Below are 15,796 nucleotides of genomic sequence, written 5' to 3'. Positions count from 1 at the left end.
AAAGTATTGATCGTTCATTTCAATTTATGATATTTTCCTGCGCAATCTCGGGCAAGTTCATCGCTTTCTGGGGGATACGCGTAGTGACCATTCAAGCTGATTGTGACATTGCGTAGGGTAGGTATCAGCTAAGCCTTTAGTTGATAGACGGGATACTTATGGTGAAGTGCCACCATGCTAATGGGAAACCCAACATTGAACTCACTAAAAACAACATTGCTAATCAGCTTTACACTTCCAGCACAGGCAGCGCTGCATAACTGCCCGATCCTTCAAAACAGTAGTATTACTGAACCTTGAACACTCGCTAAAAATTTATCCACCATCCGGTGATTAGTTTTTCGTATTAGCTTCTAGCTAATGCGCGCGTTTTGCTATTCTTCATTCTCGTGTAGTTGAGAATGGAGCGATAACTGTTCTAGGTAAATCTATGACAACTGCTTTTGAAGTCGATACTCATACTATCGCAAACTCTTTTTCTACTATGGTTCCAATTGTTGATGGAACCTATGATTTAACGCCTGATGCCATTTTGTTGGAGCAGGAGCGTAATGAATCTAATGTACGCTCGTATCCAAGACGTCTTCCCATTGCCATTAAACGTGCATGCGGAGCATTGGTCGAAGATACTCGTGGTCAGATCTTTCTCGATTGTCTTGCTGGCGCTGGTACGCTTTCTTTGGGTTACAACCACCCAGAAATTAACCAAGCATTGAAAGACCAATTGGATTCAGGCCTTCCATATCAAACACTTGATATTACGACACAAGCTAAAGAAAACTTTATCCAAAAGGTAAAGGCGTTTCTTCCTAGCGACTTCTCGGAGAACTCAGTACTTCAGTTTTGTGGTCCTTCAGGTGCCGACGCTGTTGAAGCCGCAATCAAACTGGCGAAGCAGACAACTGGTCGTAATACGATGTTTGCTTTTCGTGGTGCTTACCACGGCATGACCAACGGTACTATGGGCATGATGGGCAATTTAGGTACTAAAGAGCGCCGTAGCGGATTGATGTCCGATGTGCACTTTATGCCTTTCCCATACAACCTTCGTTGCCCATTTGGCATTGGTGGTGAAGCCGGAGCTAAAGCTAGCATTCGTTATATTGAACGCATGCTGAACGACGATGAGTCGGGCATCATGAAGCCTGCTGCGATGATTGTTGAACCTGTACAAGGTGAGGGTGGAGTAATTCCAGCCCCTGCGTCATGGTTACAAGGTCTACGCCGTATCTGTGATGAACACGGTATTTTATTAATTTTCGACGAAATTCAATGCGGTGTTGGTAAAACAGGTTACCGATTTGCATTTGAAGAGTCGGGGGTTAATCCTGATATTTTATGCTTGTCTAAAGCCATTGGTGGTGGTCTTCCAATGTCATTGCTTGTGTTCGATAAAAGCATTGATACGTGGAAAGCGGGTGAACACACAGGCACATTCCGTGGCAACCAACTGGCAATGGTATCTGGTGCAAAAGCACTAGAAATTATAGAGCGAGACAACTTAGTTGAGCACGCGAACATTGCTGGTCAGTATTTACGTCATGGATTGGAAAAAATCCAATCTCGCGTGGACTGTATTGCTGAAGTTCGTGGTAAAGGCTTAATGCTTGGTGTTGAGATTCAGCAAGTAAATGGTGAACTGAATAAGTTTAGTGAGCCGAAATCAGACGGTGAACTTACATTAGCTATTCAGCGAGCGGCATTAGAACGCGGTTTAATGGTTGAAAAAGGTGGGCGTGATGGCTCTGTGATCCGTTTCTTACCACCAATGATTATCTCGTTTGAACAAATAGATTTTGCATTGCGAGTGATGGAAGAAGCCATTCTTGCTGTCGGTGGTGTTTTGCAAGAAAGCACCGAATCAGGAAGTGAATGGAAGAAACATTTCATTCAGACTGGTGTAAACGGCAGCGATGAATTTGCACAGGTAATGAACCACACAACTCAAGCAATGAAGTCAGTGTTTGAGCAAGTCGATGCTCCTTACTCAGGGCTTGATCCAAAAGTGCTTGAAGCGGCAATCAGTTCTGTTGATCTTGATAACAATCAAAGTTCATTAGTTGATGTCGTAGGGAATACTGCAGATCTTATCGCTAAAAATTCTATTTTCGTACAGCACCCTGACTGTATTGCTCACTTGCATACCCCGCCTTTGATGGCTTCTGTGGCTGCTGAATCTATTATTGCAGCACTAAACCAATCTATGGACTCTTGGGATCAAGCATCTTCAGCAACGTATGTGGAGCAACGTGTTGTTGATTGGATGTGTGAGAAATACGAATTGGGTGAACAATCTGATGGTGTATTCACGAGCGGCGGTACTCAAAGTAATCTAATGGGCTTGTTACTTGCCCGTGATTGGATTGCAGACAAAGTGAGTAACCATTCTATTCAGAAACAAGGCTTGCCAGAGTACGCAAAAAAATTACGTATTCTATGCTCTAAAAAGTCTCACTTCACTGTGCAAAAATCCGCATCTTTGTTAGGATTGGGCGAAAATTCAGTACGCTGTGTTGATGCTAATGCAAATGGCACAATTAAAGCTGATTTATTAGAAGCTGAAGTCCGTCAATTAAAAGAAGAAGGATTAATTCCTTTTGCGGTAGTTGGTACTGCTGGCACAACTGACCACGGTGCGATTGATGATTTAGATGCAATTGCAGAAATCGCAAGTCATCAAGAGCTTTGGTTCCATGTTGATAGTGCTTACGGTGGCGCACTTATCTTAAGTAGCCATAAAGATCGCTTGAAAGGCATAGAAAAAGCGGATTCAGTGAGTGTCGACTTCCATAAGCTTTTCTATCAAACAATCAGCTGTGGCGCAGTGCTGCTAAAAGATAAAACTAACTTCAAGTATCTACTTCATCATGCAGATTATTTGAATCGTGAGCATGATGAGTTGCCAAACCTAGTCGATAAGTCAATTGCTACAACTAAACGTTTTGATGCATTGAAAGTCTTTATGACGATGCAAAGCGTAGGACCAAAGCAGTTAGGGGAGATGTATGATCACCTCCTTGAGCAAACACTGCAGGTCGCAGATCTTATTCAAGACCATGAAGGTTTTGAGCTATTAGCCGAACCAGCACTTTCTACAGTGTTATTCAGAGCGGTGGGTAGTAACGATCATTCAGGAAACAATGTCACGGATTTAGACAAACTTAATCAGACTCTAAGATTGGAGGCGCTCACTCGTGGTGTCGCAGTGCTTGGAGAAACGGTAGTTGATGGCAACAGTGCGTTGAAATTTACTATCTTGAACCCGTGTTTGAAGATTTCTGATTTTGAGTCTTTAATTAACAAAATTCATACTCTAGCGGCTGAGCTAGCAGAACAACAAAGGTAATTAATACTATGGCAATTCTACAAATTGGTGCAGGCGGCGTTGGTTGGGTTGTTGCACATAAAGCAGCACAAAATAACGAAGTACTGGGTGATATTACAATTGCATCTCGCACAATTGCGAAATGTGAAAAAATCATCGAATCAATCAAAGGCAAAAATAACCTTAAAGATTCTACTAAGAAACTAGAAGCACGTTCAGTGAATGCTGACGATGTTGATGAACTTGTTGCTTTGATTAAAGAAATTCAGCCAGATCTTGTGATTAACGCGGGTCCTCCTTGGGTCAACATGGCAATCATGGAAGCGTGTTACCAATCGAAAGTATCTTACTTAGATACATCGGTAGCGGTTGATCTATGTTCTGAAGGTCAACAAGTCCCACAAGCTTACGATTGGCAATGGGGTTACCGTGAGAAGTTCGCTGAAGCGGGCATCACAGGTATTCTTGGTGCTGGTTTTGATCCTGGTGTGGTATCAATCTTTGCAGCGTATGCGGTTAAGCACTTGTTCGATGAGATTGACTCAATTGATGTAATGGACGTAAACGCTGGCGACCACGGTAAGAAGTTTGCGACAAACTTTGATCCAGAAACGAATATGCTTGAGATCCAAGGCGATTCTTTCTACTGGGAAAATGAAGAGTGGAAACAAGTACCTTGTCACTCTCGTATGCTTGAGTTTGAATTCCCTAACTGTGGTTCTCACAAAGTGTACTCAATGGCGCATGATGAAGTTCGTTCAATGAAAGAATTCATCCCAGCTAAGCGTATCGAATTCTGGATGGGCTTTGGTGATGCTTACCTAAACTACTTCAACTGCATGCGTGATATTGGTCTTCTAAGCCCAGATCCTCTTACTCTTCATGATGGAACGGTAGTTCAGCCTCTACATGTTTTGAAAGCATTACTACCAGATCCAACATCTCTAGCTCCGGGTTACACTGGTTTAACGTGTATCGGTACTTGGGTACAAGGTAAGAAAGATGGAAAAGAGCGTAGCGTATTTATCTATAATAACGCAGACCACGAAGTGGCTTACGAAGACGTAGAGCACCAAGCTATCTCTTACACTACTGGTGTTCCAGCAATTACAGCTGCACTTCAGTTCTTCCGTGGTGAGTGGGCTGATAAAGGCGTGTTCAATATGGAACAGCTAAACCCAGACCCGTTCCTAGCAACAATGCCTGAAATTGGTCTAGATTGGCATGTTCAAGAACTTGAGCCAACTGAAGGCTTACCTGTTATTAATACTTTGAAGTAATTTTTTGCTCTTTGCCTTATTGCTAAGTTCATCGTGTCTATTTGCTTTGGTGAATGGATACGAAGTTCTAGCGACAAAGCTAAAGCATTGCGGATTACATACAAAGTCACATGATTGGTAGCAAAGCTTAATTCTGAGCCGATGCATTAGCGTCGGCTTTGTTCGATTTTAGAGTGTTGAACTCAAGGTATAAATAAAATGAAAAACGAACTAAAAACCCCGTACTTCATGATCAACGAAGATAAGTTAGTTGCGAACTTAGAGAAAGCTAAGCAGCTTAAAGAGATTTCAGGTGTAAAGCTTGTATTGGCACTTAAGTGTTTCTCTACTTGGGGTGTGTTTGACATTATTAAACCGTACTTAGACGGAACGACCAGTTCTGGTCCTTACGAAGTTAAGTTAGGTCATGAAACCTTCGGTGGCGAGACTCACGCATACAGTGTGGGTTACAGCGAAGATGACGTAAAAGAAGTCGCTGATATTTGCGACAAGATGATTTTTAACTCGCAAAGTCAGCTTGCAGCTTATCGCCATATTGTTGAAGGTAAAGCTTCATTAGGTTTACGTTTAAACCCTGGTGTTAGCTATGCAGGACAAGATTTAGCTAACCCAGCTCGCCAATATTCACGACTAGGTGTTCAAGCTGATCACATCAAGCCTGAGATCTTCGATGAGATCAATGGTGTGATGTTTCACATGAACTGCGAAAACAAAGACGTGGATGCATTTATAAGCTTGCTGGATTCAATTTCAGAACAGTTTGGTGAACATCTAGATAAGTTGGATTGGGTGAGCATGGGCGGTGGAGTATTCTTCACATGGCCTGGTTACAATATTGAAAAGCTGGGCCTTGCACTTAAAGCTTTCTCTGAAAAACACGGTGTTCAGATGTATCTGGAACCGGGTGAAGCGATCATTACTAAGACGACAGACTTAGTCGTGACTGTGGTTGATATTGTTGAGAACGTGAAGAAAACGGCGATTGTAGATTCAGCGACTGAAGCACACCGTCTAGATACGCTTATCTATAATGAGCCAGCATCGGTACAGGAAGCGTCTGAAAATGGCGAGCATGAATATGTAATTGGTTCATGCTCATGTTTGGCTGGCGATCAGTTCTGCGAAACGAGTTTCGAGCAGCCACTACAAATCGGTCAAAGATTGCACCTACTTGATAGCGCAGGTTACACCATGGTGAAATTAAACTGGTTTAATGGTTTGAAAATGCCGTCTATCTACTGTGAACGCAGTAATGGTGACATCCAAAAATTGAATGAATTTGGATATGAAGATTTCAAACGTTCATTATCTCAGTGGTCAGTAAGCTAAGTTAGCTGTTTTCGTTTCCGCCAGTCTAAATAAGTCAGTCACAAATAAAAAGAGCAGCGATTAGGCTGCTCTTTTTGATTTATATACTGGCTGCAACATATCCAGCCTAGTTTTGACTCACCGATTAGTTCAGTTCTTTCACTAAGCGGATAAGTGTCATCCCACTTGAATTTGTTGTCACTTCTTGAGCTTCAGTAAAGTCAATGATTAGCCCGTCATGATTGCTATTGATGCCATTATTGTCAGGAGTATTTGTCCAATAAGGGGCATTAATAGTCGTAGGGAAGTAACTTAGATTAATGGCTGGTTGGGTACAGCGATAATCAACAATAGAACCCAGTTCTTTGATATTCGGCAGTCGGAATCCGCTCTGCTCTCCAATTGTTGTTAATGCGCTATCAGTCGTCACAACTAAAGCCTCTTGAAAGGTGGTGTAGCTTGTTGGAACGCCACTGCATAAGTTGGTTTCAGCAGTGTAGGTTTCACCAAGGCTACATTTTGCCCATAAGAGGTTGGTGTCGATATCTAAAATCGTTCCATCTTGGCGGTCGATGAATTGACCATCATTTTGTGAAGCTGGCTGATTTTCAACACAAGTCTGAGCATAGCTTGAGCTTGAAACAGCCAGTGCCGCAATAACGTAATATTTAAGTTTCATTATTCTACTACTCCACTAACAGCGATCACACCTCGGTAAGTTCCTTTATTACAAAGCTTCATTTGCCCTGTTTGAGTATTCATACACCAAGCACTACTAGTGGCTCCAGCAGAAGTTGATTGTGTGTAAATCGTATCAACAGAGTTTGCATTATTGATATATGAGAAGAAATCAACCGTTGTTGGGTCGATAGTGCCCACATTATAGTTAATAAATGAACGAGCTTCTGCCGGGGAAGGTAAGCGCCAGTTATTGATACCACACACACCAAAACTATTTAGGTTTGCCAGGTAACCTTCTGTATCACAGCGACGATCACCACCAGATACAGTGGAATATGCACACGCAGAAGAGATAGGACCGTCTGCTAGAAGCTCATCATTTTTATGACCTGCAGAGCCGCCATTCGTTGTGGAAACTGAATCATACCAAGTGTAAAGATATGCCGAACTGCGCCAGTAAGCTGACTCTGTCGAATAAGGGTATGGGTTTGCATCAGGATCATCGGCGTAATCTTCTAACCATTGATCTATTACACTTTGGTTTGGTAAGTCAATTGGTTGCTGCTTAGCTTCAATATACATACCTGTTCGTTCATCTCGAACACAAGACCAATCTGAGGCGTTATTAGGTAGAATGTTGCCGCTGTAATCTAATTTGGTGAACTTGAAGCCATGTTGACCGTCAGCATGGTTCGTTCCATCAGCAGAGTCTAAACCATATTCAGCATCTTGATTTGGGTATGAGGTTGGGGCAACTTGAGAATCGAAGTTAGCACCGTCAAAGTAGTTTACATAACCCGTATCATTGATTTGGTTATCACCTGGGATGTAAAAAGATAACGTGTCACTACTCGTATCGATTACTGCGTTTCCGCTCGCAATCATCTTGTAAATAACCGTTTCACCACCTTCACTAAGCCCATCTTGTTTAGCGGTAATACTGATAGGAGAAGATAACGATTCAGCATTAATTTGTACTGTCAGGCTGGTTAAGTTACTGGTGTAGTCATCATCCGTTGCGATTCCCGTTTGTTCTAAAGTGACGGTGATATCCTTGTATGAATAATGGCTCAGCTCAATGTTGGATTGTGCTGTATCGCCTTCTAACACCACTTTATTGCTATGACTAAAGCTTACTGTCGGTTCAGCGTCTGCGTCGGTAATAGTCACAGTTGATAAAGTATTGCTTAACTCATAGTCATCTGAACTATCTGCGCTAATTGAATATTGTAATGTTTTGTTGGCTTCGTGCAGGTTGTTATGAAGAATGTTCAAAGGTAAAGAGGCGGATGTCGAACCTGCGGGTATCGTAATAACTTGTGCGCTAATAGAGTCGAAGTTCTTAAATGCCCCCTCAGACCGCGCAGTAATATCACTGGTTGATATTGTGAGGTTAAGCTCTGAACTAAGCGCTTCTGACAGCGTAACAGTAATGGATTCTGTGTTTGAACCTGAGGTTGGCTCTGAAAAGGAAGCAGTACTTGGAATTGAAACTTGAACAGGAGTTGTTGGATCTGGATCAGTAGGAGTTCCGTCATCACCACTTCCTTCATGACCACTTTTACAGCCAGCAATGGCAAGAACCAGTAACGCTGCTGAGATTTTATTAAGTTGCCAGTGACTTTTTTGTATGCGCATGAAGCAGACCTAAATTATTAGCTATCCGAAAACTAAATATTAACAAAAATAAACCTGTAGAAATATAGCATGTTGCATATTTAAAGTAGATATTACAGTTGCTTGTCGAGGTGTTGTGAATGAATAGAGGTGGCAGGGAGAGTTAAGGGAAAACTAGATGTAACATGAAATACAAACGTCTCTAGCAATGAGAACGTTTGTATTTATGCGTGGTGCAATTGGTCGATATTAACTTTCTAAAATGACGCGTGTATCTTCACTTAATGTCTCTAACTCATTCGCCACATCAGAAATTTGAACTTCCATAGGAAGCTTCAGAGCTATCTTCGCGGTAAACAAGCTTGAACTTACACCTCCGCCCCCAGCAATGAAGACCCTTTGACAGTCCATATCAAGGATACTGATCCCTTGGTTGTCTAGTACGTGCGTTATTTCATTCACAATACCTGCGCGATCATTTGAGTCGACTCGAAGTTGGAAAATAGTATCTTGGCTATGAACGGAGTGGTCTGAATCGAGAAACTGTACGGTTAGTTCTGCATGGTTGCTGAAAGCTTCTTTGACAATCGATTCATTAGCGGAAGGCAACTGAATTTTAATCACACCAGCAACTTGATCTTCAATGAAGTTAACTTTACTGATGAGCCATTTACCATCATTTTCGTGAGTAATTGCCGCGAGTTGTTTAATTGTGGTGGGAGATGCTTTCCCTATAAAGTTTGCGATAAACGTACTGTTCATAATTGCCCCCAAACATACTGTAATAATATGTGTATTAATAACCGTAATTAACAGGTTGAAATAGCTACGATAAAATCCCTTTGTATTCAGTGTAGGAGGTTAGGCTGAACAATGTTTGACGTGGGTCAATTTTTGGATCTAACAAACGGTTAGAAGTTGCAGAATGAAACTTAGGGCACAAAAAAGCCGCTTTAGAAAGTTGGGTTGTTCGTTTTCGGTTTTTAGAACCGCTGCGAAAACTATGTTTTGTTTTAAAGCTTCGTTTATAGCTCGATTTCAAAGCTTTATGCTTTAGAACTGTATCAGTTAAAAGCTAACTTTAAAATTCATCCCAACGAATTGTGAATCGTAAGTTGCACCAGCATCATAAGCAAACTGAGCGGCGTCACGGTTGTTCCACCATGGGTCGGCATTGAAGCTCATTTCAGCTTCACCACCCCAAGCATCACTTACCCAGTAATGAATGTGACCTACAGGGTTTAAGAAGAATAGTGATACGTCACCCATAGATTGTGAACCCATTACTTCGCCACCTGAAGCGACAATGTCTTGTTCCGCTTCTAGCATCAGTTCACCTACAACTGCTCCGAAAAACGGTGTGATGAAAATATCTTGCCATGATGGCACTTCAGCAAAAGCTTCTACGCCATATTCCCAGAAGAATGTCGACATAGTGAAAGAATACATGAACGATTCAAACTCGTTGTAACCCGCGTGTCTTGCTGCTGTGTAGTAAACACCGCCGAAATATGGGTGCATCACGTAGTTAAGAAAATGTTCGTCTCTGTCCCATGTAGGACCAGAAGATACGTTATCTTTCCACTTTGAACCTAGCTTGCTCAGGTCACGCTGATCATCATCCCATTTAGTAATACTTTCAGGAAGAAGAGTCATCAAACCAACAGTCGCAACACTTAGACCTAGTATGGTGTAAGTTTGACCCATTAGGTAATCCCAGTCTTTCCCATCACTAACGGTTAGATATAGAGGTTGCTTTTCTGCTGATAGATCATATTGGTCACTGCTTTCACTCAAGGCATAATTTTTGCTTGGCTTGTAAGTGTACATATTATCGTTAAAGCAGTACTCTTGTGAGCATTCAGTACCGTACGAAAGTTCAACTTGTTGACTGAAGTCATACTGGCTTGCAACAGAGTTGGCTGACATTAGCATAGTAAATGCAGCGGCTACCTTCTTAAGTACTGGTGATTTGGACACAAGGCTCTCCGTGAGAATATTAATAATGGATCAGGTTCACAATTATCTATTAAATACGGTTTTATGGGAACTAGAAATTGATTGATTTCAGAAACTATATTTAACAAATAGTTGTCTTACTGTATGAAAAAGCAGACCTATTATACTTTTTACAAGGGTCTTTTTTAACATAAGCCATAGACCAAATCAGGCGGCGAAGGATTTAATTATGATTAAAATTGCAATGTTAAGCACTGGTGAAGAAGTTCTTCATGGAGACATTGTAGATACAAATGCAGCTTGGATGTCTGCTGAGTTCTATCAATACGGCTTTGCTCTAGCGAAGCGTTCAACGGTTGGCGACCAAATGAATGCCTTGGTCGAAGAGTTATTGATGCTTAGCTTTAACTATGACGTTGTGATTGTTAATGGTGGGTTAGGCCCAACAACGGATGATATGAGCGCAGCAGCAGCAGCAGTGGCAGCAGATGAAAAACTCGTGCTATTTCCAGAGTGGTTATCTCGCCTAGAAAGTATGTATGCCGAACGTGGTATGCCAATGCCAGACAGTAACTTAAAGCAAGCGATGCTTCCTACGAGTTCTGAAGTCGTGGATAACCCTATTGGTACAGCTTGTGGTTTTAAACTGAAAATTAATGATGCTACTTTTTATTTTACTCCGGGTGTACCGAGTGAATTTAAGCGCATGGTGACTTCGCAAATTATTCCTGATTTATCTCGTAGTTACCCTCAAGTTCAGGCTTCTGAATGCAGCAAGATCTATACGTTTGGCTTATCTGAATCTGGAATTTCAGATGTTCTGGATCAGCTGAAATTACCAGAAGGGTACGAATTAGGTTATCGCTCATATTTACCTTTTATTGAAGTGAAATTATTCGGTCCTAAATCGGATTTAGAAACGCGAGTTAAACTGCTGCAGATGGTCTATAAATTACTTGAAGCCAATGTAGTGAGTGTTGATGAACCTATGTTAGAGCATTTAGGGCATTTGATGGTGGATAAGCATAAAACGCTTTCTGTGTCTGAACAGGCAACAAAAGGGGCATTATGTTCTTGGCTACAGTCGGATGAAAATATTGAAAGTTGCTTCGGGCATTCTTGGATAATGGCAGATTCGAAAGGTTCTGATATTGATTATACTGATCCATTAGCAGCAACCTTTGCATTAGCTGGTGCAACTCGTGAAAAGTGTTCAACTGAACTGGCATTAGTAACTGGTAAGTTAGAAGGCAAGCGCTTTTCAGTTGCTCTATCCAGTGAAGCGGGAGAGTGGGGGCAGATCCTTGAATTCCATAGAGAGTACAGCCGACAAGATGCTCGAAAAGTGATTGTGACTGTTGCAGCTGATATGCTGAGAAGACACATTGAAAATAAGCCGATTTTTGGATCATACAGCTCACTTAATCGAATCAAAGAGATGTTTATTCCTGCCGTTGTGATCAAGTAGTTTCGTTTTATTATTCGCTGGTTAGAGTTTTTAAACAAAGCTGAATAGTTAAAAAAAGCCCCTGAACTTAAGTTGCTCAGGGGCTTTTTAATTTTTCTGCTATTCACACAAGCTTTAATGTCTTGGTTGTAATGTTCTGATTGTACTAGCTTATTACAGACCGCTTGTCATATGTAAGCTGTAGAACAAACCACGGCCAATTAGTTCTGAAGCTAAGAACAGAACTAATGCAAAACCAAGGTTGACAGGATTAACCTTTGCTTTATTTAGCATTGGAAGAATCCAGAACAACAGGCTAGTCATAAGCAGGGCAATTTGGATGCCTAGGTAACAGCCAAGACCGTCCACTAATTCTGAAGCTTTCGCAGCAGAGGTTTGGATATCCCCAATTAGGCTAGCTTTACCCATAGTAACCACTAGGCTAATTGCAATCGCGATGATAGCTAACATAGTAATATTATGATCTAGGGCGAAGCGGCTGTCGCTAGCAAAAACAATGACAAATTGAGACAGCAATAAACCGCCGACAACTATTGTCATTACAAAGCTTAGTGGTGTGTAGATGTTGTTCCAAGTTGGAACGGTATCGATCATGTACACGTTAATCATGGCATTCATGAAAATTGCACCGAGTACCATTGCTGCAACCATCAGAATTTTCTGGATTGCAACGCCGCCTTTTTTCAATACTGATAATAGCCACTGTAGACCACCAACCGCAAAGAAAGCTGCGCCAAAGAATACTTCGTTAGATAGCCAAGCAGTACCTAGTTGATTAAAAGCATTAAAGGCTCGCAAAGGAGAGCCAAGATGCGTTGTCGAGAACATGAAACCAAGCCCCATTAATGCCCATAAAATGAACATTGGAACTTTAAAGCTGTTCAGCTTATCTTCATCATGCCCAAGCACCAACGCGCGTGCACTAATCAATAAGTAACCACCCACGGCTGTTTGAGCCAATACCGTAAAGAAGATCAAAGACCACTCATGAAAAATCATCTTACACCTCCATAGGATTTGCTAAGTGACCGCTAGTATCACCAGTTGGTTTCGCGTTTTTATTCAACTTAATCACTATGTTTGGCAGTGTTTCAGTTGAAGAAGGCAATGGTGCAACATCTGCACCTGAGCCGTATTTTTCACGGAGTTCATTGATTTCACCAAATTCCAGTGCTCGAAGAGGGCAAGATTCAACACAGATAGGTTGTTTCCCTTCAGAAACACGCTGGTAGCAACCATCACATTTTGTCATGTGACCTTTCTTCGCATTGTATTGTGGAGCGCCGTAAGGGCAAGCATTGCTACAATGCTGACAACCAATACAAACACTCTCATCAACCACAACTAAACCGTCTTCATCTCGCTTATGCATTGCGCCAGAAGGGCATACTTTTACACATGCTGGGTTAGTGCAGTGGTTACAAGCGATAGACAGGTAGTAAGAAAAGACATCTTTTTGTACCCAGGTATCGCCATCTTGAGTGAATCCACCGCCTGCGTATTCGTATACTCTGCGGTAGTTCGTTTTTATATCTAAATCTTTGTAATCTTTACAAGCAAGCTGGCAGGTTTTACAACCAGTGCATTTACTTGAATCAATGTAAAAGCCGTATTGTTTCATTCCAACCTACCTTATGCTTTATTTAGCGCTTTGATTTGAACTAGGTTCGTATGCTGAGGGTTACCCTTAGCAAGTGGGCTTGGTCGCTGAGTTGTCAGCACGTTAATTGAACCTGCATGGTCAACTTTCTGACCATCAGGCGTATACCAAGCACCTTCACCTAGCGCAACCACGCGAGGAAGAATTCGTGGTGTTACTTTCGCTGCGATACGTACTTCTCCACGGTCGTTGAAGATACTGACCATGTCTCCGTTTTTGATGCCTCTTTCATTCGCATCAATTGGGTTAATCCACACTTCTTGGCGAGCGGCTGCTTTAATTTCAGCAACGTTGCCATAAGTGGAGTGACATCGAGCCTTGAAGTGGAAGCCAGTAAGCTGAAGGGGGAACTTCTCAGCCAGTGGGTCATTGTGCCCTTCAAATGAATCCGCATAGATAGGAAGTGGGTGAATAACCTCATCTTCTTTCAGCTTCCAAGTACTTGCGATTTCCGCTAATTGCTCTGAGTAAATTTCAATCTTACCGCTAGGAGTTTTTAGAGGGTTGGCTTGTGGATCCTTACGGAAATCTTCGTAAGCGATGTAATCTCGGTTGTATTGACGCTTGTAGATGCCGATGTCTTTCATTTCTTCAAAGGTCGGCAGCGATGGATCTTTCTTACGCGTTTCTGCGTATAAATGTTCAACCCATTCTTCTTGCGTACGACCCTCTGTAAAGGCTTGTTCTACACCCATACGTTTAGCCAGTTGCGAACACATTTCATAGATGCTTTTCGCTTCAAATTGAGGCTCAATCGCTTTTTGTGCATAGATGAAGTAAGGAGCATTCGATGCTTTCCCATCCATACACCAATCATCTTGCTCCGATGTTGTTAAGTCAGGAAGGATGATATCTGCGTATTTTGCAGAAGAAGTCATGTGGTTATCGATGACCACAATCATTTCACAGGCTTTATCATCTTGTAAGATATCGTGAGTACGGTTGATATCTGAATGTTGGTTAATCAAACAGTTACCCGCGTAGTTCCAAATCATTTTGATTGGGTTCGCTAGGCGTTCAGCACCACGCACACCATCGGTTGTTTCTGTCATTTCATCATGGCGATAAATAGCATCTGTCCACATGAACATTGAAATCGAAGTTTTAATTGGGTTTGGTACAGTAGGGAAGCGGACAAATGGAATATTAATGTCACTTTCACGTGCACCAGTTGAACCGCCCGCTACACCAACAGAGCCCGTAAGCAGAGATAGCATTGCAATTGCGCGACAAGCTAGTTCACCATTAGCGGTGCGCTGTAAGCCCCAGCCTTGATGTATCGCACATGGCTTATTGGTTCCCATTTCACGAGCAAGCTTGATAATGGTATCTACTGGAATACCAGTGATTTTTGATGCCCATGCAGGTGTTTTTTCTACACCATCTTCATCTTTGCCAAGAATGTAAGATTTGTAGTCACTGTTTTCAGGTGCTGATGCTGGAAGCGTTGTCTCATCATAACCCACACAGTATTTATCAAGGAAAGGTTGATCGACTAAGTCTTCAGTGATCATTACATGTGCAAGACCTGCAACCAGTGCCGCGTCAGTAGAAGGGCGAATTGGGATCCATTGATCCTCGCGCCCACCGGCTGTATCGGTGTAACGCGGGTCAATAATAATGGTCTTAGCGTTAGATAGGTTCTTACTCTCAACATAGTGATGGATTAAACCGCCACCAGACATACGAGTTTCAGCTGGGTTGTTACCAAATTGAATATTCAGCTTGGTATTGGCTAGATCAGAGAATGAATTGTTAAGTGCCCAGCCACCATATGTGTAGCTTAAGCCTTTCGCAATTTGTGCGGTAGAGTAGTCACCATAATGATTTAGGTAACCACCAGATAGGTTCATCAGGCGCGCAATCAGTGTTTGAGCTGGTGGCCACGATTTTGTAACTGTGCCACCTAGAGTGCCAGTACCGTAATTAAGGTAAATAGAGTCGTTACCGTAATCTTTGATGAGGCGTTGCATTGTGCCGCCAATTTCATCGTAGGCTTCTTCCCAAGTAATGCGTTTAAATTTACCTTCACCACGCGCACCAATACGTTTCATTGGGTACTTTAAGCGATCTGGATTGTAGACTCTGCGACGCATTGAACGTCCACGTAAACAAGCTCGAACTTGAACATCTTCTCCGAACACATCGTTACCAGTGTTATCTGTTTCAACGTATTTGATTTCACCGTTTTGTACATGCATACGTAATGGGCAACGAGAGCCACAGTTAACAGTACATGCACTCCATACGACTTTTTCTTCAATATTTTCAGAAACCGCAGCAGCAACCGGCTTTGATTTAAAAGGTAAGCTAACACCGCTTGCGAGAACGGCTGCACTCCCTACTGCTGAAGAAGCTTTCATAAAACTTCTTCGAGTAAGGTTCATTACCCCAGATTCTTTTTTATTCGTCATACTAAGATGCCTATTGTTATTAGTGCCTAGTACTTTATAGGTAGTTCTTTGGGTTTGTGTTTATATTTAAATATTGATTGATGG

The 15,796-nt window shown here is 42.0% G+C and carries 11 protein-coding genes; 4 read left to right on the top strand and 7 right to left on the bottom strand.

The window, feature by feature from the left end; translation table 11 throughout:
- Positions 1 to 430: 430 nt before the first annotated feature.
- The 3 genes from F0226_RS00055 (at position 431) to nspC (ending at position 5,934) form a co-directional block, all read left to right on the top strand.
- Positions 431 to 3,346, top strand: coding sequence for a pyridoxal phosphate-dependent class III aminotransferase (locus F0226_RS00055; RefSeq protein ID WP_171733712.1), 2,916 nt, complete (start codon positions 431 to 433; stop codon positions 3,344 to 3,346).
- Positions 3,347 to 3,354: 8 nt separating this feature from the next.
- Positions 3,355 to 4,605 carry a carboxynorspermidine synthase gene (locus F0226_RS00050; RefSeq protein WP_171733711.1) on the top strand — a complete coding sequence of 417 codons (1,251 nt, stop codon included), beginning with the start codon at positions 3,355 to 3,357 and terminating at the stop codon, positions 4,603 to 4,605.
- A 198-nt stretch (positions 4,606 to 4,803) separates the two neighbouring features.
- Positions 4,804 to 5,934: a carboxynorspermidine decarboxylase gene (gene nspC / locus F0226_RS00045; protein WP_171733710.1), complete on the top strand. Its 1,131-nt coding sequence runs from the start codon at positions 4,804 to 4,806 to the stop codon at positions 5,932 to 5,934.
- A gap of 124 nt (positions 5,935 to 6,058) precedes the next feature.
- Here the strand turns inward: nspC and F0226_RS00040 are convergent, their stop codons facing one another.
- The 4 genes from F0226_RS00040 to F0226_RS00025 all read right to left on the bottom strand — a co-directional run bounded on the left by F0226_RS00040 (position 6,059) and on the right by F0226_RS00025 (position 10,191).
- Positions 6,059 to 6,592 carry a DUF1566 domain-containing protein gene (locus tag F0226_RS00040; protein WP_171733709.1) on the bottom strand — a complete coding sequence of 178 codons (534 nt, stop codon included), beginning with the start codon at positions 6,590 to 6,592 and terminating at the stop codon, positions 6,059 to 6,061.
- Complete coding sequence (locus F0226_RS00035) at positions 6,592 to 8,232, bottom strand: DUF1566 domain-containing protein (protein ID WP_171733708.1); 1,641 nt, start codon at positions 8,230 to 8,232, stop codon at positions 6,592 to 6,594. The genes F0226_RS00040 and F0226_RS00035 overlap by 1 nt, the downstream gene beginning before the upstream one ends.
- Positions 8,233 to 8,460: 228 nt before the next feature.
- Positions 8,461 to 8,973, bottom strand: coding sequence for an ACT domain-containing protein (locus tag F0226_RS00030; RefSeq protein ID WP_171733707.1), 513 nt, complete (start codon positions 8,971 to 8,973; stop codon positions 8,461 to 8,463).
- A gap of 306 nt (positions 8,974 to 9,279) precedes the next feature.
- The gene (locus F0226_RS00025) at positions 9,280 to 10,191 is read right to left on the bottom strand and encodes a DUF3943 domain-containing protein (protein WP_171733706.1); all 912 of its coding nucleotides are present in this window, start codon (positions 10,189 to 10,191) and stop codon (positions 9,280 to 9,282) included.
- A 208-nt stretch (positions 10,192 to 10,399) separates the two neighbouring features.
- Between F0226_RS00025 and F0226_RS00020 the strand changes: the two genes are divergently transcribed.
- Positions 10,400 to 11,638 carry a CinA family nicotinamide mononucleotide deamidase-related protein gene (locus tag F0226_RS00020; RefSeq protein WP_171733705.1) on the top strand — a complete coding sequence of 413 codons (1,239 nt, stop codon included), beginning with the start codon at positions 10,400 to 10,402 and terminating at the stop codon, positions 11,636 to 11,638.
- Positions 11,639 to 11,791: 153 nt separating this feature from the next.
- Here the strand turns inward: F0226_RS00020 and F0226_RS00015 are convergent, their stop codons facing one another.
- From F0226_RS00015 to F0226_RS00005, 3 genes are read right to left on the bottom strand one after another with little or no spacing between them, the layout of a single operon-like run.
- Positions 11,792 to 12,637 (bottom strand): DmsC/YnfH family molybdoenzyme membrane anchor subunit, encoded by an 846-nt coding sequence (locus F0226_RS00015; RefSeq protein ID WP_171733704.1) that lies wholly within the window; start codon positions 12,635 to 12,637, stop codon positions 11,792 to 11,794.
- Position 12,638: 1 nt separating this feature from the next.
- Positions 12,639 to 13,259, bottom strand: coding sequence for a DMSO/selenate family reductase complex B subunit (locus tag F0226_RS00010; protein ID WP_171733703.1), 621 nt, complete (start codon positions 13,257 to 13,259; stop codon positions 12,639 to 12,641).
- Between the two features lie 11 nt (positions 13,260 to 13,270).
- Positions 13,271 to 15,712 (bottom strand): DmsA/YnfE/YnfF family dimethyl sulfoxide reductase, encoded by a 2,442-nt coding sequence (locus tag F0226_RS00005; protein WP_171733702.1) that lies wholly within the window; start codon positions 15,710 to 15,712, stop codon positions 13,271 to 13,273.
- Positions 15,713 to 15,796 lie beyond the last annotated feature (84 nt).

The organism is Vibrio sp. 99-70-13A1 (genome assembly GCF_013114625.1).
Taxonomy (GTDB): domain Bacteria; phylum Pseudomonadota; class Gammaproteobacteria; order Enterobacterales; family Vibrionaceae; genus Vibrio.
The sequence above is the reverse complement of the archived record's forward strand: the minus strand, read 5'-3'. Positions and strand labels throughout refer to the sequence as shown.

Coding starts and splice junctions, on each gene's coding strand:
- F0226_RS00055 (WP_171733712.1), top strand. CDS start 431: ATGACAACTGCTTTTGAAGTCGATACTCATACTATCGCAAACTCTTTT.
- F0226_RS00050 (WP_171733711.1), top strand. CDS start 3,355: ATGGCAATTCTACAAATTGGTGCAGGCGGCGTTGGTTGGGTTGTTGCA.
- nspC (WP_171733710.1), top strand. CDS start 4,804: ATGAAAAACGAACTAAAAACCCCGTACTTCATGATCAACGAAGATAAG.
- F0226_RS00040 (WP_171733709.1), bottom strand. CDS start 6,592: ATGAAACTTAAATATTACGTTATTGCGGCACTGGCTGTTTCAAGCTCA.
- F0226_RS00035 (WP_171733708.1), bottom strand. CDS start 8,232: ATGCGCATACAAAAAAGTCACTGGCAACTTAATAAAATCTCAGCAGCG.
- F0226_RS00030 (WP_171733707.1), bottom strand. CDS start 8,973: ATGAACAGTACGTTTATCGCAAACTTTATAGGGAAAGCATCTCCCACC.
- F0226_RS00020 (WP_171733705.1), top strand. CDS start 10,400: ATGATTAAAATTGCAATGTTAAGCACTGGTGAAGAAGTTCTTCATGGA.
- F0226_RS00015 (WP_171733704.1), bottom strand. CDS start 12,637: ATGATTTTTCATGAGTGGTCTTTGATCTTCTTTACGGTATTGGCTCAA.
- F0226_RS00010 (WP_171733703.1), bottom strand. CDS start 13,259: ATGAAACAATACGGCTTTTACATTGATTCAAGTAAATGCACTGGTTGT.
- F0226_RS00005 (WP_171733702.1), bottom strand. CDS start 15,712: ATGACGAATAAAAAAGAATCTGGGGTAATGAACCTTACTCGAAGAAGT.